This window comes from Flavobacterium laiguense (assembly GCF_003097655.1).
Lineage (GTDB): Bacteria > Bacteroidota > Bacteroidia > Flavobacteriales > Flavobacteriaceae > Flavobacterium > Flavobacterium laiguense.
Genome location: NZ_QCZH01000031.1, coordinates 1 through 20,905, shown reverse-complemented (window position 1 = coordinate 20,905; position 20,905 = coordinate 1). Strand labels below are relative to the sequence as shown.

15 protein-coding genes and 1 tRNA gene are annotated in these 20,905 nt (G+C 34.9%); 3 read left to right on the top strand and 13 right to left on the bottom strand.

What is annotated here, in order from left to right; all coding sequences use genetic code 11:
* Nucleotides 1-304 precede the first annotated feature (304 nt).
* The 10 genes from pruA to DB891_RS16535 all read right to left on the bottom strand — a co-directional run bounded on the left by pruA (nucleotide 305) and on the right by DB891_RS16535 (nucleotide 13,884).
* Entirely contained in the window at nucleotides 305-1,933 is a 1,629-nt protein-coding gene (gene pruA, locus DB891_RS16580; RefSeq protein ID WP_116764697.1) for an L-glutamate gamma-semialdehyde dehydrogenase, read from the bottom strand.
* A gap of 142 nt (nucleotides 1,934-2,075) precedes the next feature.
* Nucleotides 2,076-2,462, bottom strand: a complete 387-nt coding sequence (apaG, locus tag DB891_RS16575) for a Co2+/Mg2+ efflux protein ApaG (protein ID WP_116764696.1) — start codon at nucleotides 2,460-2,462, stop codon at nucleotides 2,076-2,078.
* An 88-nt stretch (nucleotides 2,463-2,550) separates the two neighbouring features.
* Nucleotides 2,551-3,801 carry a type IX secretion system plug protein gene (locus DB891_RS16570; RefSeq protein WP_116764695.1) on the bottom strand — a complete coding sequence of 417 codons (1,251 nt, stop codon included), beginning with the start codon at nucleotides 3,799-3,801 and terminating at the stop codon, nucleotides 2,551-2,553.
* Between the two features lie 257 nt (nucleotides 3,802-4,058).
* On the bottom strand, nucleotides 4,059-6,965 hold the full coding sequence (locus tag DB891_RS16565; RefSeq protein ID WP_116764694.1) for a DEAD/DEAH box helicase: 2,907 nt from the start codon (nucleotides 6,963-6,965) through the stop codon (nucleotides 4,059-4,061).
* A gap of 119 nt (nucleotides 6,966-7,084) precedes the next feature.
* A complete protein-coding gene (locus DB891_RS16560) occupies nucleotides 7,085-7,849 on the bottom strand; it encodes a class I SAM-dependent methyltransferase (protein ID WP_116764693.1) in 765 nt (254 codons plus the stop codon).
* Nucleotides 7,849-8,667, bottom strand: a complete 819-nt coding sequence (map, locus tag DB891_RS16555) for a type I methionyl aminopeptidase (RefSeq protein ID WP_116764692.1) — start codon at nucleotides 8,665-8,667, stop codon at nucleotides 7,849-7,851. The genes DB891_RS16560 and map overlap by 1 nt, the downstream gene beginning before the upstream one ends.
* A gap of 41 nt (nucleotides 8,668-8,708) precedes the next feature.
* Nucleotides 8,709-10,118, bottom strand: coding sequence for a TolC family protein (locus DB891_RS16550; RefSeq protein WP_116764691.1), 1,410 nt, complete (start codon nucleotides 10,116-10,118; stop codon nucleotides 8,709-8,711).
* Nucleotides 10,119-10,192: 74 nt separating this feature from the next.
* Nucleotides 10,193-11,542, bottom strand: a complete 1,350-nt coding sequence (locus tag DB891_RS16545; protein ID WP_116764690.1) for an HlyD family secretion protein — start codon at nucleotides 11,540-11,542, stop codon at nucleotides 10,193-10,195.
* A gap of 4 nt (nucleotides 11,543-11,546) precedes the next feature.
* Entirely contained in the window at nucleotides 11,547-13,205 is a 1,659-nt protein-coding gene (locus DB891_RS16540) for a peptidase domain-containing ABC transporter (RefSeq protein ID WP_116764689.1), read from the bottom strand.
* Nucleotides 13,206-13,209: 4 nt separating this feature from the next.
* Complete coding sequence (locus DB891_RS16535; protein WP_116764688.1) at nucleotides 13,210-13,884, bottom strand: TetR/AcrR family transcriptional regulator; 675 nt, start codon at nucleotides 13,882-13,884, stop codon at nucleotides 13,210-13,212.
* Between the two features lie 145 nt (nucleotides 13,885-14,029).
* On the opposite strand from DB891_RS16535, the gene DB891_RS16530 reads away from it, so the two are divergent.
* Nucleotides 14,030-15,304: an acetyl-CoA hydrolase/transferase family protein gene (locus tag DB891_RS16530; RefSeq protein ID WP_116764687.1), complete on the top strand. Its 1,275-nt coding sequence runs from the start codon at nucleotides 14,030-14,032 to the stop codon at nucleotides 15,302-15,304.
* A gap of 87 nt (nucleotides 15,305-15,391) precedes the next feature.
* Here DB891_RS16530 and gpmI read toward each other — a convergent pair whose 3' ends face one another.
* The 3 genes from gpmI to DB891_RS17935 form a co-directional block, all read right to left on the bottom strand.
* Complete coding sequence (gene gpmI, locus DB891_RS16525; protein WP_116764686.1) at nucleotides 15,392-16,909, bottom strand: 2,3-bisphosphoglycerate-independent phosphoglycerate mutase; 1,518 nt, start codon at nucleotides 16,907-16,909, stop codon at nucleotides 15,392-15,394.
* Between the two features lie 117 nt (nucleotides 16,910-17,026).
* Entirely contained in the window at nucleotides 17,027-18,919 is a 1,893-nt protein-coding gene (locus tag DB891_RS16520) for a DUF5916 domain-containing protein (protein ID WP_317046015.1), read from the bottom strand.
* On the bottom strand, nucleotides 18,837-19,454 hold the full coding sequence (locus DB891_RS17935) for a carbohydrate binding family 9 domain-containing protein (protein ID WP_317046014.1): 618 nt from the start codon (nucleotides 19,452-19,454) through the stop codon (nucleotides 18,837-18,839). The genes DB891_RS16520 and DB891_RS17935 overlap by 83 nt, the downstream gene beginning before the upstream one ends.
* A 434-nt stretch (nucleotides 19,455-19,888) precedes the next feature.
* On the opposite strand from DB891_RS17935, the gene DB891_RS16515 reads away from it, so the two are divergent.
* Nucleotides 19,889-20,611, top strand: coding sequence for a murein L,D-transpeptidase catalytic domain family protein (locus DB891_RS16515; protein WP_116764685.1), 723 nt, complete (start codon nucleotides 19,889-19,891; stop codon nucleotides 20,609-20,611).
* Between the two features lie 221 nt (nucleotides 20,612-20,832).
* A tRNA-Gly gene (locus DB891_RS16510) sits at nucleotides 20,833-20,905 on the top strand.

The following is a 20,905-nucleotide window of genomic DNA, read 5'->3' as shown; positions in this document are numbered from 1 at the left end:
ACAAATGAATTGTTACTTCGATTTACGTTATAAGCGGATTGTAAAGAAGTATTTTTATTGAATAATCTTTTTTATTATTAAAAACAGTTAAGAGGTTGTCTAGTTATATAGACAGCCTCTTTTTTTTGGGGTATGTAGGGCATGGTCATGTTCTAGCTTGTAATAGTGGTGTATTTACCATCGAAGTTTGTGGTTTAGAAATTTCGATAGTCGAACCGTAAAATTTAAACCCCACAAGATTTCAAAATAATTTGAAATCTTGTGGGGTTTAAATCATAAATCGTTAATCTGCAATCTTAAATCTTTACTCTCCTAAAAACGGATATCTGTAATCTACTGGAGTAACAAACGTTTCTTTGATGGTTCTTGGAGAAGCCCAACGCAATAAGTTCAATGCAGAACCTGCTTTATCGTTAGTTCCTGATGCTCTTGCGCCACCAAAAGGTTGCATTCCTACAACAGCTCCGGTTGGTTTATCATTGATGTAGAAGTTTCCGGCAGCATTTTGTAAAGCGGTTGTAGCTTCTTCTATTGCATAACGGTCTTGACTGAAAACAGCTCCAGTTAAAGCGTACTCAGATGTAGAGTCTACCAATTTCAATGTTTCAGACCATTTAGTGTCTTCGTAAACAAAAATCGTCATAACTGGTCCGAATAATTCGGTTTCCATAGTAGTGTAATGAGGGTTTGTGGTTACGATGATAGTGGGTTCAATAAAATAACCTACAGATTTATCGTAGTTTCCACCAACGATGATTTCGGCATCAGTATCTTTTTTGGCTTGGTCAATAAAACTGGCCAATTTATCAAAAGATCCTTCGTGAATAACTGCTGTAATAAAGTTTCCAAAATCTTCTGGAGAACCCATTTTCATAGATTTGGTATCGGTAATCAATTGTTCTTTAATCGCTGGCCATAAACTTTGAGGGACATAAGCTCTAGAAGCCGCTGAACATTTTTGTCCTTGAAATTCAAATGCACCACGAACAATTCCTGTTGCTACTTGTTTTGCATTGGCACTTGGATGAGCGATGATAAAATCTTTTCCTCCAGTTTCACCTACAATTCTTGGGTAAGTTTTGTAATGGTGAATGTTAGTTCCAATTTTTGCCCAAATATCTTTGAATACATGAGTTGAACCTGTAAAGTGAATTCCAGCAAAGTCACGACTTGCCAAAACAGTATCGGTAATCATTAACGCATCTCCAAAAACCACGTTGATAACGCCATCAGGAACACCCGCTTCTTTGAATATTTCAATAATGATTTGAGCTGAAAATACTTGACTATCACTTGGTTTCCAGATTACCACATTCCCCATCATAGCGGCACTTGCAGGAAGATTGGCTGCAATGGCAGTAAAGTTAAAAGGTGTAATCGCGTATACAAAGCCTTCTAAAGGTCTATATTCTAAACGATTCCACATGTCTGAAGTAGAAGCTGGTTGATCTGCGTAAATTTGAGTCATAAATTCTACGTTGAAACGTAAAAAGTCAATCAATTCACATGAAGCATCAATTTCGGCTTGGTGTATATTTTTAGATTGCGCAATCATAGTTGCAGCATTAATTCGGGCTCTGTATGGACCTGCAATCAATTCGGCTGCTTTTAGGAAAATAGCGGCGCGTTGTTCCCATGCCATATTAGCCCATGCAGTTCTAGATTCTAGTGCATTTGCAATCGCTTTTTCTATATGTGTTTTTTCGGCAAGATGATACGTTCCTACGACATGTTTGTGGTCGTGTGGAGCAGTCATGTTTTTAGTGTTTCCGGTTCTAATTTCTTCGCTACCAATATATAAAGGCACATCGATTGTAGAATTCCACATTTTGGTATAAGCTGCTTGAACGGCTGCTTTTTCTGGTGAGTTTGGAGCGTATCCTTTTACGGGTTCGTTAACCGCTTTCGGTACATTAAAAAAACCTTTTAGCATATTTCCTTAAATTAAATATTAGACAATTAGATAATTAACCAACCCATAATTTATGAATCAGATAATTACACGCAAAAGTACAAAGGTTAATTTAAATATGTTGTAATTATATGCTAAGATTTTTTTGCTGCTAAAAGAGGTTTTAATTTAAAGCAAATGGTGCACACAATCTAAAGGTAGGCACGATAACTTTGAAGGATTTTGTTGAAGTAAAATTGATCATATTAAAATGACCCATCATGGCTCCGTAAGGGGAAGACAATAAACAACCAGAACTATAAGTGTGTCGTTCTCCTGGTTTTAAAACTGGCTTTTTGCCTATGACACCTTCACCATCAACAAACTCTATGTCGTTTAAGGAATCGTAGATTTCCCAATGGCGTGAAGTTAATTGAACAGAATCTTTACTGTGATTTTCTATTGTAATCTCATAACTAAAAGCAAAATGAATCTTGTAGTTTTTGAAGTATGTTCCTTCAAAACTAGTCAATACAGATATTTTAATGCCTCGTGTTATTTGTGAAACCATGGTAAAGAGCTATAAATAGTTACTTCATTTTGACAAAATTACAAAAAAAAAGTATAGTGAATCTAAAAATTTTTTCCTGAATGTTTTTTTAATTCGTTATATGTAATGAATTGGCCGTTCCATAGCCGATGACTTTTTCGTATCGGTCTGCATTTCCTTTGTAATAAACCAAAACGGAATAGTCGTTTTCGGTTTGATAAAAATTTCCGTCAATACCGTTTTCCTGATCAACGATTCCTTTATTGTCTACAACGAGGTATTGGTAGTTCACAAATCCTTGTTTGATTAAAATGGCTTTTTCATAAAGTGCTGTTTTTGCATTGTAATCCATTTTATATTCGGGGGAAGTACTATAATTATTAAACATTCCAGCAACATAAATATTTTTGTTTAACATAAAAGAAGGTGCTGAAAGACTAAAATAAACCCAAGAATAATCGGCTTCAATTTTGGGATTTAGGCCGTTTATAATTTGTTCTTTAAAGTTTCCGTTAATATCGGTCAAGTTGGTATAGGGTAAGTTGGTTCGGTCGTTGTTGGTATACAAATGCGAATTATATATATCATTGTCTGAATTAACATAGCTGATATAATTATTGGCATATCGAATGTCTTTAGAATCAAAATTTGAAAATTCGTTTCCTGCCCAAAATTGGGTTTCTTTATCGTATTTATAAACAAAAGTGTTTCCGATAACATATTGTGAAGGTATGTTTTTTATGGCTGTATTGAATTTCCCGTTTTGAAGTAGCACAACCTTTAAATTTTGTGTTGGATTTTGAAAAAGAAAATTGTCACCTATTATTTCAAACGCTAAGTTGTGTTTAGAATATAGATTGTTTACGGTTCGGGCTTTTTTGATTCTTAAAGGGACTCTTACGCTATCTTCGTATAGAATAAAATGTCTTTTCAAAACGACTTCTTTGTCCGAGTTTAAAATGGTAAGAACGTAATTACCGCTAATAAGAAGCAATCGAGTGTACTCATTTGGAATCGAGAGGTTGTAATGGGAATAGGTTTGCAGGGTGTTAAAAGAGTTTTTATATTCTTGAATTTTTTGACTGTCAAAACCCAACAAATACTCGCTTTTTGGAATATCTGTTGGAATCCAATTGTAATCGCAATGGGTGATTTCATAATAATAGTCGGCTTCATTGCCAAATAAGTCGTCAAATTGAAATTCAAATCGCTCTCCTAATCTAAAAATCGGAACGGTATTATTATTGTTCTGAACAAAAGAAGCTGTTTTGATGTTGAATGGTGGAGCCACTTCATGCTCTATTTGTGCGCTAGCTGTTAAGCAGAATAAAGAAAATAGCAAAAAAGGAATTAATTTCATTGGTCACTTGTCGTTCATGAGTTGTAAATATACAAATTAACGGAAATTATTAATACATATTTGGATTGCTCTTTCTGAGCAAATGTTTTTGAGAAAAACTGACACAGATTTAGCTCATGACAATGAGTTAGTTTTGGATTTGCTTATTTTCAATTCACAAATTTCCACAGATTAATTTGTGTAAATCTGTGAAATCTGTGTCAAAATTATGTTGTTTTAAAAGTGTTTGGGCTGATAGGCCAATTAGATTTGTTTTTTTACTCCAATATAAAATCCAAATTCTCCTCGATCTCAGTGCTCATGTAATTTTCATCCAAAAGCGAATCGGCCAACAGTTTTTTACTTTCCTGCAAGCGAATGATTTTTTCTTCAACGGTATTTTTGGTAATAAACCGAATCACATTTACTTTGTTTAATTGTCCAATTCGATGCGCACGACCAATTCCTTGTTTTTCCGAAAATGGATTCCACCAAGGATCGAGGAAAACAACATAAGAGGCTTTGGTAATGTTGAGTCCAACGCCACCCGCTTTCAAAGAGATGAAAAACAACAATGGTTTTTCCTGTTCCTGAAAACGATTGACTTGAAATTCCCGTTCTTTCAGAGGAGTTTCTCCTGTAAGTTCGCAAAAATCGATTTTGTTTTCTTTGCACCAGGTTTTGTAAAAATTTAAATTGGATACAAACGAACTGAAGACAATTGTTTTTTGGTTAGATTGTACCAAAGTTTCTAAATAGCGGGTCGCAGCAATATATTTTCCCGAATCCATTTCCGATTTTGAATCAATCATTTTGGGGTGATTGCTCAATTGTCTCAAGCGCATCAACGTATTGATGATGTTGATTTTGTCTACTCCAGAACCATCTGTTTTTAATAATGCGTTTCGTGCTTTCGATTTTTCTTCCTCGTACAGCTTCTCTTGTTCGGGCTCCATTTCGCAATAGAAAATCTGCTCAGACAGTTCGGGTAAATCTTTTAGAACTTGCTCTTTGGTACGTCGCAAAATAAAAGGACTGATGAGATTTTTCAATTCCAATAAACTGATCTCGTCTTGCTTTTTCTCTATCGGGAATTTATAATTTTCGGCAAAAAATGAGTAGCTCCCCAATATATTCGGATTGATAAATTGCATTTGTGACCATAAATCATCGAGGGAATTTTCTATTGGAGTTCCGCTTAATGATATTTTATGTCCGGCTTTTATCTGATTGATAGCCTTAAATATTTTGGAATTCTTGTTTTTGATGTATTGACTTTCGTCTAAAATCAAATACCTGAAATTGTATTTTTCTAAAATTGAAATATCTCTCGAAACTATAGCGTAACTGGTAAAAATCAAGTCGTATTTTTCTAATTTTTTAGAAATTATTTTTCGGTCGTTGCCAATGTATTGCACTCTTCGAAAATGCGGTGTGAATTTTCGAGCTTCGTTATACCAATTAAAAACCAAAGAGGAAGGCAGGACAAGCAATGCTTTTAGGTATTCTTTTGCTACAGGAATTTCGTTTCCAAACAAATCAAGTTGTACGTTTTCGGCTTTTTCAAAATCCAATTGTTCTTGCACCGCAACCAGTGTGGTCAAGGTTTGCAATGTTTTTCCCAATCCCATGTCGTCGGCCAAGCAAGCACCTAAGCCATTGTTGTAATGTTCCAAAAGCCATTTGACTCCTTCAATTTGATAAGGTCTCAATGTCGCTTTTACCAAAGGCGAAGGTTGATAGTCGATATTTCCTTGTAAATTCACTGAATCTTTTAGTTCTGGAATACCTTCCAAAACTGCAAAATTGCTTTTGGGGAATGTAAGATTTCCGTTTTGGATTTTCGCCAATTTTGCCATTGGGCCGTAAAGGGTCATCCATTCAATCGGAATCAAAAAGTAGTTGCCGTTGGGCAAAAGAAAGAGTCGGTTTCGGTTTTTTATGTTTGCAACAATTTCACTGAAACTAAATTCAAATGCGTCACAAACCACTACCATTTTAATGTCAAACCAATCGCTTTTTATTTCATTAGAGAATTGAATAGTCACTTTGTGAGTATCGATTTCCTTACTGTCAATTTTTAAACCTTCAGTAGAAAACCCTAAAGACTCAAGGATTTCTTGGTTTTCTATAGACCATTGAATAGTTGCGTAAGGATCATGCTTTTCTTCTTTTGGCGAAAGCCCGAACAAACCGGTTTCTGTTTTGATAAAGCCGAGTTCTAGCAATTTGTTTTCAAATAATGCTTCTTCGGCTGTTCTTTTATATTGAATCACCTTGATTTCATCCAAATTGCGAGTGTCAATTTCGGAATGGATTTTCTTGGTTTTGCTATTGTCAAAAGTAAAACCGTCATAGTCGAATAAAAGGTTAAGGGAATACGTATTTTTAAAAAAATCATGCGATAGTTGGAGCGAACAGGAAGTGATTTTGTCCTTTAGCTCGACTGCAAATCCGGTGGCTTTTATATCTGCTTTTTTTGCAACATCCTTAATAAATTTTTCAAAGTATTCAGAAACCATTTTCGAAGGAATTTCAATGTTTTTCTTCTTCAAAAAGGGAATGATTTTTTTAGTGTTGATGTCTTTTAGGAGGTGCAGTTTATGGTAGGCAACTAACCATCCCGGCTCGTCCAAAAGAAGCGTGATGTCGGTGTTTGAAGGATGGAATGTCGTTGTCTCGTCTTTTAAAAGTAGCGTATAGGAAATTCCGTTTTCGTGTTTGTCAAATTGAAGCTCGGTTTCCAATGTTGGATTTTTAGGGGCAATTCGACTGATGCGAAAATCTTTTTCTTTTCCCAGATTCAGCGAGAGCGGGAAATCGTCTTGAGAAACTAAAGTGTAAAACTGGTCTAGATTCGTTTTTATGAATTGCCGAATCCCAAATTCCAGTTTGCTGTCTTTAAGTAAATCCTCAATGTTTTTGGATGATTTGCTGTTTTTGCTGAATTTCTTAAAAAGGGTTTCGGGTTTGAGTACGTCACAAATGGATAACTTTTTTTTTGTGTTTGTGTCTAAATTTTCAACAATAACGCCAAAACTTTGAAGTACCTCAGGACTTGCTTTCTTGTCTAAATAAGTTATAGCTTCAGAATGGCCTACAATATAGGCCGTCGGAATATAAGTGTTTAGCCTTTTATCAAAACTAATATCGAAGCAGAATTGAAAGGAATTTTTAGTTTCCAAAAGTAAAAGGGTATTTGATTGTTGTTAGATTCTTTAAAAGAAAAAATTCCACAAATTTGCACCTATTGATTTGTGTAAATTTGTGGAATTTATATGGTTTTTAACTTATTGTGAAATAATTATTTAAAACAAACAGGAATGATTTCACCTTTTGCCAAACAATATTTCTCTACCAATTCTGGAGCTATTTTATTGGTGTAATCTTCTTCGACAACGGTAAAGCCAATGCTTCTTAATTTATCAAAATAATCGCGTCCATAAATACGTACGTGGTCGTACTGCCCGAATATTTTGGCACGTTCTTTTTGGTCGGTAATGGTGTCGTCGGCAAATGTTACGGCTCTATTCAAATCTTGTGGAATTTGTAAAATGGCCATTCCGCCCGGTTTCAAAACACGATACAATTCCTGCATGGCTTTGGTGTCATCCGGAATGTGCTCCAATACGTGATTGCAAAGAATTACGTCGTATTGATTGTCTTCAAAAGGCAAATCACAAATATCCGCTTTTACATCTGCCAAAGGCGAAAACAAATCGGTTGTGGTATAATCTAAATTTTTTTGCTTGCGGAATAATTTATAGAAAGCTTGTTCTGGAGCAAAATGCAATACTTTCTTAGGAGCGGTAAAAAAATCGGTTTGTTCGTTTAGGTACAGCCAAAGCAAACGGTGTCTCTCCAACGAAAGTGTACTTGGCGAAAGCACATTGTTACGTTGTGTTTCGTATCCATAAGGCAAGAACGATTTGAAGCTTTTTCCGTCGATAGGATCGGTGAAAGTATCTCCTTTTAGAGTAAATGCAAGTATAGGTCTTACCACATAACTCAAACGAATTAATAATGGACGTGGTACAATATTAAGAATCTTTTTAAATGCTTTTTTCATTATAGAACTAATGGGATTTTTCTAAATTCATCTTCTTCATTGCTCACGATTCCTAGTGCTGCATAGACATAAGCAAACGTAGATAGAATCTCTGGTTTTCCGTCTATAATGGCTACATCGTGTTCAAAATGCGCAGATGGTTTTCCGTCTGCAGTGGTGATTGTCCAACCATCTTTGTGTTGTTTGATGTTTTTGGTTCCCATATTGATCATCGGTTCAATAGCGACAACCATTCCTTCTATAAAAAGTTTTCCACGACCTTTTTTACCATAATTGGGCATTTCTGGATCTTCGTGCATTTTTTGTCCCAAACCGTGACCTACAAGTTCTCGAACGACACCATAACCATGGGATTCGGTATATTTTTGAATGGCGTTCCCAACATCTTCTACACGGTTTCCAATGCGTAATTCACGGATTCCAACGTATAGCGATTCTTTGGTTACTTGAAGTAATTTTTTGGTTTCTGGAGCAACTTCGCCAATCTCGAAAGAATAGGCATGATCTCCGTGAAAACCGTTTTTGAAAGCGCCACAGTCCACCGAAATCACATCGCCACTTTCTAAAGGTTTGTCGTTCGGAATACCGTGTACCACTTGAGAATTTGGACTCATACACAATGAATTCGGAAATCCATAAAGTCCTAAAAAACTAGGGACTGCACCATGATCACGAATGAATTCTTCGGCTCTTTTGTCTAGATATAAAGTAGTAACTCCTTCTTTTATTTCAGAAGCTATCATTCCTAATGTTTTTGATACGATCAATGCACTTTCACGCATCAATTCTATTTCCTCACGGGATTTTTGAATAATCATATTGCATTTTTAAGGTTGCAAAAGTAACTATTTTAAATTATTTAATTAGGGTTTGCCATGATTTTATAAAGTTCCGAGTTGGAAATATAAAATCGGTTATCTAAGGCAATTTGAGAAAGTTGTGAAGTAACCAAGCTGTTTTCTCTGGTGTTGATTAAAAAAAGCGAACTCTCTCCTAAGGTAAACAACCGCTCCTCAGACTGAAGCATAGTTGAATAATCATTAACCAATTTGTTGATTAATTTTTGCTGTTTGGATAACGACTGAATTTCTACTTTTTGAGCGCTTATTTTGTTAGTTAATTGTACTTTTTCTAAATCCCGGGTAAATTCGGTTTCTTGAATTTTGTACTGTGCGAGCTTTAAACTGCCTCGTTCTTTTCTTAGAAACAAAGGGAAATAAAAATCGACACCCACTTTGTAATTGTCTGAACTGTTTGGTTTGGTAGGGTTTGGCTGGGCCAAATAGGAGTAGCCTACGTCAATTTTAGGCAATAGCATATTGGTTTTCATTTTTTTCTCTACGGTCAATAGGTCAATTTTGCTTTGTAACGCTTCAATTTTTGGATGGTTTGTCAAAGAGAATTCCTGATTGACCAAATCACTAATGTTAAGCGTTTCGTGAATAGTTTGGTCTAGTTTTTTTTCAGGAATAATGACATCTGCCAGTTCCAATGGTATGTTGTTTTCTAACCAAAGAAAATTGGATAATTCTAGTTTGGCTTTTGTTAATTTTAATTTTGAATCTTCAAGTGCAAGTAGTCTGTTTTTTACCACAATTCCAGCTTCGATACTGTCAATTGCAGGTTTGTCGCCTTGTTTTATTAAGGATTCGATTCCCTCATAACGTTTTTGTGCATTTAGGCTGTAATTCTCATAAAGCATGTATTCTTCATAGTTTTTTTTCCAATTGAAATAAGCAATCGAAGCATCGTATAAAACAGCAATAGCTTCTAGTTTTTGTTCGGCCTGACTTAATTTGACCTGGATTTTTGCTTTTTGTAAATCGCCCATTCGCTGATTAATCAATAAACCTTGCGCTAGTGGCACGCTAATTCCTAGAGAAGTCAATCCGTTGCTTGGTGTTTTGTTTTGAGGGTCAAGATATTTTCCTTCATTGTCGTCAAAACCTGCTTTGATGTCTATTCCGTACCAAGTGGGGATTTTGAAACTGCTATTTAATATCGAATAATACTCAGTCCCTTGAAATTGTTTTTTATTGAAATCCAATTCTAATTTGGGGTCAAAACCACCTCGTGCCATCATCAAATTGGCTTGCGCTTTGCTGATTTCCAAATTCGCATTTTTTACCAAGGGATGGTACTTTTTTACATAGCCTAAATACTCATTGTAACTCATTTCTTTGAGATTCGCAGGTAATTCGGTTGATGTACGATTCTGACTGAAACCGTTAATTCCAAATAGGGTTAGTATTAAAAAGAAGTATTTCATCTGGTTGTTTTTTTTTGTAGGATGTAACGCCTAGATAATCATTTCCATGTGACATATAAATCATGGGCGTTTCATTATTTTTTTTCTTTTGTAGGTTTCTCTTTCCCTTTATAATAATTGGGTGGAAAACCGTTAAGTGTTCTCCAAAATTCAAACCAAACAGGGACAGTATTCAGTAAGGCAATGGTTTGTGCACCGGATCCTATGCTTAATTGTTTGGGCCATGGAGCTTCGTTTTTGTCTGGGGCAATAAGGATTCTGAATTTTCCATTATCACTAATAAAGTTTTCAATAGCGACCACTTCGCCACCAAAAGTTCCATAAGACATATCAGGCCATCCAGAAAAAACAATTGTAGGCCAGCCATCAAACCAAACTCTCACTTTTTCGCCTCTTTTGATTAATGGTAAATCAATTGGATCTACATAAGATTCAACCGCAATGTCATATTTGGAAGGCATAATGGTTGCGATTGGCGTTCCTTCTTTTATGTTTTCGCCAATTCCAGATTGCAAGGTTCTGTTGATGTAACCACTTTGTGGGGCTTTGATATAATACATTCCATTTCGGATACTGTAATTGGCATATTGGTTTTCCAATTTGCTTACTTGAGCTTCGGTGTCGTATTGATTGCTCAACGCCGTGTATTGATCGCTTTGCGCTTTAGAAACTTTTTCGGCATATTCAGCGGTGATTCGGTTAATTTCTACTTCGGCATTTATGAATTCATTTTTGCTGGTATAGAATTTATTTTCTTGAGTAATTATTTTGGCTTCTACTTCTTGCAGTTTTAAACGTTTTTCTTCTACATCAGACAATGCTTTTAAACCTTCTTTGTTTAATTGTAACGAGCGATTGAATTGCGTATTGGCAATTTTTAATTGGGTTTTTACAGCCACAAGATCCATGCTGTCGCTTTTTATTTTCAAGCGCGCTTGTTTGATTTTATTTTCGGCTTGTTTGAGTTTTAATCCTTTTTCTCTTTCAATAGCTCTAATCTGAATCGAAAGGGTAGACACTTTTGAACCATAAGACTCTAAGGATTGTTTTTTGGCATCAACTTGGCTTTTTGTATTTTTAACCAAATTTGGGTCCATATAATCTTCTTTTATCTCGGATATAAAAAGAATCGTATCCCCTTTTTTTACATAATTCCCCTCTTGTACATACCATTTCTCAATTCGACCAGAGATAACAGATTGAATGGATTGTGGTCTTTGGTTTGGTTTTAATGTGGTAACTGCTCCGGAACCTGATATATTTTGAGTCCAAGGCAAGAAAAGAGCTATTATCGCAAGTATGGAAACTGCAAGAATTATTCTGTTCAAAATTTTGTAATGTGGTCTGTTGCTCAGATTCTTGACTGTTGAATATTTTTCAAGAGCGAGATTGTTTAACGGGTTTTTGTCGGATATATTTAGCATACTCTTATTTTTTAGTGTCTGATAGTATTGTTCCTTTTTGCATTGTAATTTCTCGTGTACATTTAGTAACCCAATGTGGGTTTTGAGAAGAAACGATTACTGTCCATTTGTTTGTTTCGGAAGTAATAAAGTCAATAATTTCATTGGCGACTTTTACATCCATTTTGTCTGTTGGTTCTTCATAAAATAGAATATTGGGTTTGTGTATAATGCTCCTAGCCAACAATATTTTTTGAGCATTTGAAGAAGATAATTCCTTTGCTTCTGGTAAAATCTTTGTGTCCAGACCTTTGGGTAGTGTTTTTATAAAGCCAGTAAGTTGAACAGCATCCAACGCCCATTTTAAATTCTCGGTACTTATTGTTTTGTCATTGAAAGTAATATTTTCAAGAATTGTACCTTCAAATGGGGTTTCACCCTGAATAATACTTCCTATTCTAGAACGGTATTGTTTAACATCTATTTTTCTAAAGGTGTCATCATTGATAAAAAAGTTGCCCGAAGTAGGATGTAATAAACCAGAAAGTACTCGAATCAAGGTAGTTTTTCCAGAACCATTTTCTCCATCAATTATGATTTTTTCTCCTGGGTTTATTTTTAGATTGATATTGTTTAAAATACCATAATTTGTTTTTGGAAATTTAAAACCCATATCGTCAGTTTCTAAACTAATATTAGTGTAACAACTTTTGTTTTCATTGGAAATCTCTTCTTCCAATTCCATATCGGTAATTTGACCAATCTTCTCCACTGCTGTCAATACATCATAGAATGTTTCTAGCCCAAGAATTATTTTTTCTACAGAACTTATTACCAATAAAATAATGATTTCTGCTGCAACAAATTGTCCAATATTCATTTCTTGACTCAAAACCAAGTAACCACCTATGATTAACAAACTCGCCGTAATGATAACTTTGAATATAATAAGGTGACTGAATTGTTTTTTTATAACATTAAAATGATTCTCGCGACAGTATAAATAATCCTTTATAATGCCATTGTTTTTTTCTAAAGCAAAATCATAGTTAAGTTCGTTTCTAAAACTAAAATTATTTCGAGCAATTTCTTGTAACCAACCCGCCGTTTTGTATTTGTTTTTGGAGGTTTTCAAGCTGGTTTCAATACCTTTATTATACGAATATTTAAAAACTATATATAAAAGCGCCAATAAAAAAAAACCGAATACAATAAAGAAAGGATGGTATAATGATAATAATACTACACCAAAAACGATTTGCAAAATGGCAGCTGAAAAATCAACTAATAATTTTGAAGTTCCTTTTTGTATCGTTAAAGTATCAAAGAAGCGATTGGCCAATTCTGGTGGATAATGACAATATAGTTCTTTGAATTCTATTTTGGGTAATCGAGTAGCAAATTCGAATGAAGAACGTACAAACATTTTTTGTTGCAAATTTTCTGTAATTCGCAATTGCATTAAGGACAAAATACCGACAAGTGCTACGCCAATAACAACTAGGATAACCAAAACAATCCAAGAAGCACTTATTCGACCCGATTGAATGAAGTTTACAATAGCTTGAATGCCTAATGGCAAAGACAAACTCACGATTCCTGCGAAAATGGCGTAGAAAAAGATTTGTGAAACATCTTTTTTGTCTAATTCTAAAAGATTGAATAGTCGTTTTAATGAATTCATATTTCTATTTTTTAAGTATTTTTTCGATTAAATCGAAATAAAAATGGGTTGGACTTATGTCTTGGTTGCAGTCGGTAATTGTTTTCATGTGGTCTTTCAAGAAATGTTGATGCAATGCACCTTCCACAATGTTTGAAGCCAAACTTTTTGAAAAACCGTAGTCAGGATTTACTTCATTTATAATAGTAGTTATTCTGTTAATTACTCTTTTGTAAATAAAATAAAACCCTTCTTTGTTTTCTTGATCCACTTCTTTGGTGTGAAAGGTTTTGGTAAATTCTGCAATAATGATTTTGTTTAAAATCGATTCATTGATATGTAATGTTTTTTGATCATCTTCTACTTTTTCGGTCACTATTGAAATTGCTTTTTTTAGTTTCTCCCAAGAATCCGAATAATTGGATGTAGCGAATACTAATCTATATTCCATCCAACTCCAATACCACGAAGATAAATATACTAATAATTTGTGCTTGTTTTCAAAATAGCGGTAAATAGAACTTTCGTTGGAGCCTATTTTTTCTCCTAATTTTTTAAAGGTAAAATCTTCAAAACCAATGCTGTCAATGAGAATGATACTCTCTTCAATAATTTTTTTGCCTAATGTAGAAGTTTCAGGGTCCTTTACATAGAGCTTATCGTTGATTTGAATTTTGATGTTTGAAAGTATTTGATCCATATTGAAGTATTTTATGCAAATATAACAGTAATACTTTCAAAAAAGAAGTTTTAACTTTTATTTGTGCCTTTTTTTAATTCGAATATGAGTTTTGTCATATTTTATTTTTGTTGAATAGGGTATATTTGTTATAAATATAACATTTATGGAAAAATATGTCACTGCTGAAGAGGCTGTAAAAGTGGTAAAATCAGGAGATAGAGTGTATCTGCAAGCCGCTGCAGCAGCACCTACCATTCTAGCCAATGCATTAACGGAAAGAGCTTCTGAATTGCGAAATGTAGAAATTTGTCATTTGCATACCGAAGGCGAAGCACGCTACGCTAATCCAGAATTGGCGGACAGTTTTCATGTAAATTCTTTTTTTATTGGACCTAATGTTCGTCATACCCTAAAAGCAGGGAATGGTTCTTATACTCCAGTGTTTTTGAGTGAATTGCCTCATCTGTTTAGAAAAAATGTATTGCCGCTAGATGTTGCTTTTATCCATGTGTCTCCACCCGATATACACGGGTATTGTTCCTTAGGGGTTTCTGTAGAAGCCACTGTTGCCGCCATTGAGAATGCTAAAATTGTTATTGCTCAAGTGAATCCACAAATGCCAAGAACTTTTGGGGACGGAATTCTTCATGTTTCGGAGTTGGATTATTTGGTTGCTGTTGATGTGCCTATTTATTCTCATGAAGTCGAACCCTTTACAGCAGTAGAAGACAAAATAGGGAGTTATGTGGCTTCATTGATTGAGGACAGAAGTACACTCCAAATGGGAATAGGGTCCATTCCAAACGCCGCTTTGAGTAAATTGACCAACCATAAAGATTTAGGATTGCATACCGAAATGTTTTCGGATGGGGTGATCGATTTGATTGAAAGTAACGTGATTAATTGTAATTACAAAGGATCATTAAGAGGAAGAGTTTTGTCGACTTTTCTACTAGGATCAAAGCGATTGTATGATTTTGTAAATGACAATCCTTTTATTGAATTGCGTGAATCTTCTACCGTAAACGATACTGCTAGAATCCGTAAAAACCCAAAAATGATTGCCATCAATTCGGCTATTGAAGTCGATTTGACGGGGCAAGTTTGCGCCGATTCCATTGGGCCAAGAATGTATTCTGGGGTAGGGGGACAAATGGATTTTATCCGAGGTGCTTCTTTGAGTGATGGTGGAAAAGCGATTATTGCATTGCCATCAATCACCAAAAATGGTCAAAGTCGAATTGTGCCTTTTCTGAAGCAAGGTGCTGGAGTAGTAACCACAAGAGGCCATATTCATTATGTAATTACGGAGAACGGAATAGCCGATTTATATGGAAAAACGTTGAAACAGCGTGCAAGTGAATTGGTTCGAATTGCCCATCCGAATCATCAGGCAAGTATTGAAAAAGAGTATTTTGATTTGTTGCATAAAATGTAAAAAAAGAGTGGGAGTGAAATTTATTTTTCACACCCACTGTCAACTAAAGTTTGTTGTATTAAAAAAGCGCCAATTGGCGCTTTTTATTTATAGTAACGAATGACAAGTCATTGCCGCTGGTTGTTCGATTCCCATCAATTCAAGAATAGTAGGGGCAATATCTCCTAGAACACCATCTTGAATGTTTTTCAAATCTTTGTCTACCAAAATAATAGGCACAGGATTCGTAGTATGAGCTGTGTTTGGACTACCATCTGGATTAATCATTGTTTCGCAGTTACCGTGATCGGCAATTACAATAGTGGTATAATCATTGGCTAGAGCCGCTTCAATAACTTCTTTTACGCAAGCATCAACCGCTTCACAGGCTTTAATGGCAGCACTCATAACTCCAGTGTGTCCAACCATATCGCCGTTGGCGAAATTCAGACATACAAAATCAACTTCACCTTTGTTTAATTCAGGAACCAAAGCATCTTTTAATTCGTAAGCACTCATTTCTGGCTGTAAATCGTAGGTAGCAACTTTTGGAGAGTTTCTCAATATTCGGCTTTCACCTTCAAAAGGAGTTTCTTGACCACCAGAAAAGAAGAAGGTTACGTGAGGATATTTCTCTGTCTCGGCAATACGAATTTGTTTTTTGTTGGCTTTTTCCAAAACTTCACCCAGTGTTTCTGTGATGTTGTCTTTGTTGTATACCACTTTTACATTTTCGTAGGTTTCATCATAATTGGTTAGCGTCACATAATACAAATTTAATTTATGCATGTTTTGCTCGTGGAAATCCTTTTGCGAAAGCGCTTCGGTCAATTCACGTCCACGGTCAGTTCTGAAATTGAAGAAAATCACGACATCGTCTTCTTGAATAGTGGCAAGAGGTTTGTCGTTTTCGTCCACCATAACCATAGGGGCGATAAATTCATCAGTTACTTTGTTGTGGTAGCTTTCTTTTATGGTTTCGTAGGCATTTGTTGAATGTGTACCTGTTCCGTTTACCAATAAATCGTAAGCCAGTTTTACTCTTTCCCAACGTTTGTCGCGATCCATTGCATAATAACGACCTACCACAGAAGCTAATTTTACAGTCGTATTTGCAATGTATTCTTCTAAATCTTTAATGTATTTTTTTCCTGATTTAGGATCTACGTCACGACCGTCTGTGAAAGCATGTACGAATACATTTTGCAATCCATAATCTTGGGTTGCATCAATTAATCCACGCAAGTGAGAAGTGTGTGAGTGTACTCCACCATCAGAAAGTAATCCTAGAAAATGTACTTTTTTGTTGTTTTGTTTGGCGTATTCGAAAGCATCAATAAGCACTTGTTCTTTTACCAAAGTTTTGTGTTCAACGGCAAGATTTATTTTGGCTAAATCTTGGTAAACGATTCTCCCAGCTCCTAGGTTCATGTGTCCTACTTCGCTGTTTCCCATTTGTCCTTCAGGAAGGCCAACGTGTAAACCGTCAGTTCTAAGCTGTGCGCTAGGGTATTTTGTATAGAGACTATTTATAAATGGAACATTGGCATTGTCAATTGCAGAAACTTTTGGGTCAGGAGATTTCCCCCAACCGTCTAATATCATTAGAATTACTTTTTTGTTCATGGGTTTTTATTTTTCACAAAGATAAAGTATTTCAAAAAATGTATGCTGCTTTGAATATCATAATTATGGATTCAAATAGAAAGGCTTAATCAAATGAAATCGTTATAGTTCATAAGTTTATGATTTGTAAAACACATTTTTAACTTGATTGTAGTCTATAAAATAGCGTACACTTATAGATAAAACATGACTTAAATCTTCATTGTTAAGTAAGCCAGTGTAGTTGTTGCCAAAATCCTTGGTGATCAAATTGTCATATTTTGCAGCATTGCTTCGATACAAAAGTGTCAATTGACTGCCTGGTGCAAACCACCAATTGTAGGAAACGTCAAGATTCCAAGAAATAAGGTTTTGATTTTTGTTTTCGGTATACCCGTTATAGTCGCTAAGTCTTCCGTTGTCTTCCAGTTGTAGAAAGTTTTTATTTTCGGTATAAGACCAATAATAACGAGCCGAAATGTCAAAATTCATTCTGCTGTTCAAAGAGTATTTACCATTTAAGGTATTGGTGTAGGTTACAATGTCTCTATTAGCATAAATGATTGTATTTGGAGGTAAGTTTTTGTTTTCAGAGCTTCTGTCTACATATCCTTTGTTGTTGTTTTGTTCAAAAAAACTAAAATTATAATTTAGGGCTAAGTGGTCATTAAAACGATATCTTGGGCCAAAATCGATACCTACAGAATTTCTGCCAGGTTCGTTTAAAACGGCGAAATAAGGATTGATATCAAATGCAAATTTATTATTGTAATTTGAAGAGGCGCTAAACCAACCTCCAAATCTTGTAGGATCTATACTATATCTTCCTTCAACTCTGGGCTCGTAATAATTATAATTTTCCATTGGGCGGTATTGTAGCCCAAAACCAATATAATGGTTCTTTTTGGTAGTTGAGTTTACATTTAGATTAATCTGGTTGCCTTGGACTTTTCCAGTTTCTTTCTGAAAACGGGTGAATCCATTAATGTTGGTATTGAAAGAGTTGAAAATTTTGGTTGGATTAAGTATTCGATAACTAGTGTTTCCATACATACTATAATAGTTGGTTTCGAAATTTATACCTAAATCATTGTTGTCAAAATCTTTTGTGACCATATCTGCAGCTATGCTATACCGAAATTTGCCACTTGTTTCAGAAAAATCCAAAGTAGTATTAATTCCGTCTTTTTTATCTTCTATGTCATTTACATAACTGTATTCAAAATTTCCAGCTAGATTATAAGTGTTTTTGGCAGTGTTTAAATCCCAAACTAAAGCAGAAACATTTCCGTCTCTAAAAGAACCATTTCGAGTAACATTTGTATTAATAAATGAAAGGGACGAGTTTTTGTGGAATCGTTGGTCAAAAACAATGATGTTATAATTGGTTAATGGTTCAACCAAAACAGCAGTTGTTTCTTGAGTGTCGGTATTTTTAATGGTGGCGTATGTTTTTTTAGTTACCGCATTAAGATAGCCAATTCCTAAACCGCCTTTTGTTCTTCCCGAAATTTTTGTGGCATTATAAAGATCCGTACTGGCTGGGTTTTCGATTATTTCTTCGTTAGCATCTGTTTCTGGATAATAGGAAGGTGCCCCTCCAATTCTTCTGGAATAGAAAAGATTTCCTTTGCTGAACAAATCGGTTCCTTCGGTAAAAAAACTTCTGTTTTCATTGAACTTCTGTTCAAAGGGGGTTAGGTTTAAAATTCGATCATCGTATTTGGTTTGACCGAAATCAGGAATTAGCATGGCGTCTAGTGTAAAAGCATCGTTTATTCCGTATTTAATGTCTAAACCTCCTTTTAATTCACCATACGTTTTTTGATCCGCATTGGCATACGTATAAAAAGAAGCATACGGTAAAAGGAAAAGCCTTGTTGGGGTTTTTAGATTTTCAATACCCTCAATAGCTCCATTTTGTTGCGTAAATGTCCCAATTTTGGAATCAATAAAATTCCATGAATATTTTGCTCGATCTCTTCTTATTTCCCTGAAAAAGTTGACCCCCCCAAGTTTGTTTCTTTTCACTCGGAAAACGCAAAGCAGCATAAGGAATTCGCATTTCTACAGCCCAGCCAAAAGAGGTAATAATGGCTTTGCTTTCCCAAACGGCATCCCACGAATAGTCTTCACCATTAGAGTCTGTTGCCAAACAATCAGCCTGGCCGTCTGCAGCGTTTACAAAAAATTGAAAGTTTTGCTGGCCGTCATTGTAACCATTGACAAAAACACCAAAAAAATCGGCAGTACCAAATTCATCTCTTTTATTAATTTCCCTTAAAATCTTATCGGGTTCGTTGTCATATAGTAGCGCACTGATATATAGCGCTTCGTTGTCATATAAAACGCGAACTTCGGTTCTTTTATTTTCTGGAACAGGTTTCCCGTTATCGGGTTGAAACATTACAAAATCGGTTGCAATAGGAACCGACTGCCAGATGGCTTCGTCTTGTTTGCCATCTAAAATTATCTTTTCTGTGGTAAATTTAGTTTGAAGAGTCTTTTTTTGGCTAAAGCCGAGTATACATTGAAGCAAAAGAAATATTAAAAATAGATTTTTCATGAAATGATTTAATTGGTAAAGCAAAATAATAAAGCAAAAACCACACAGCTTTCTAGAAAAAGAATAAGTGGTTTGTGGTAATAGACAGTTTATTTTTGGTATTGTTACAGTAATTGGGTTGATTTTATATAAAAGTTTGCATTTAATGGTGTTTTGTTAGTCGGATTTCTATTAATTGTAATCATTTCTGTACTATATTGTACTTGAGATGATTTTCTTTTTTTTGCATAGAATGTGACGATATAAATTCATGAAAAACTTGAGTATTTAATGGGTTGATGTGTAATCTATTGTGAGTTAATGGAATAGGTTGTTTTTTTTGCATTGCCGATTAACTGTTAAATTTAATCGATAAAAAGCAGTTTGTGTTTGGTAGGATTTTTTTTTATGTACATTTGCGCTCGTTAAACAAATGTCTAACTAATTGTCAAACAATGATTTATAAGTTATTTCTCTCTTCTGTTTTTATGTTGTTTTCGTTCGGGTCTAATGAAATGGAAATAAATGCTCCTGAAGTTAATGCAAATAAAAACAGTGCCTCGGTTGTAAAATCTAATTTAGACGTGAATGTAGAAATGGTTTATCAATCACTTGATGCCAATGAGTTTGAGTTGCCTAAGCAAGAAAGTTTTGCCGAAGCTTTAAAAGGGTTTTATTTGTTGAAGGAAAAAGGATTGATCAAGAAAGACATATTAACTTTGGTAGATTTTAGTTTGTCTTCTAATAGTAAGCGTCTTTGGGTTATTGATTTAAAAACAAATGAAGTGTTGTTTCAATCTTTGGTGGCACATGGAAGAAATACGGGGGAAGAATTTGCAACTCGTTTTTCTAATTCGGCACAGTCTTTTCAAAGTAGTTTGGGATTCTACGCTACAGGGGAGATTTATAGAGGTAAACATGGTCTTTCTCTAAAGTTAGACGGTTTAGAAAAAGGAATAAATGATCGAGCGAGGCAAAGAGCAGTGGTTGTACATGGAGCCAATTATGTTTCGGATTCTTTTATAAAAGGGAATAAAAGATTGGGAAGAAGTCAAGGTTGTCCAGCAGTTCCTGTTGAATTAGCAAGCGAAATTATTTTCACAATTAAAGACAAATCGTGTTTGTATATTTATCATCCTTCTATTGATCATACAAAAGAATCGAAACTGATTTCTTAATCGAGTTGATAGTGATTTTGCTTTACAGAGGACAGCATGTCTAACGCAATAGATCTATAAATCGGTAATTTTTCTGATATTTTTCATAAGGAGTAAAAAAAAATAAATGCATAACAATTTAATTTTAAATTGGTTGTAAAACGGAATGATTAAAGTGAATTTATTTTTCAAAAAAAATTTGCAAATAACTGTTTTTATTAATTATCTTTGCACCCAGTAATGCGAAAGTAGCTCAGTTGGTAGAGCTCCAGCCTTCCAAGCTGGTTGTCGCGAGTTCGAGCCTCGTCTTTCGCT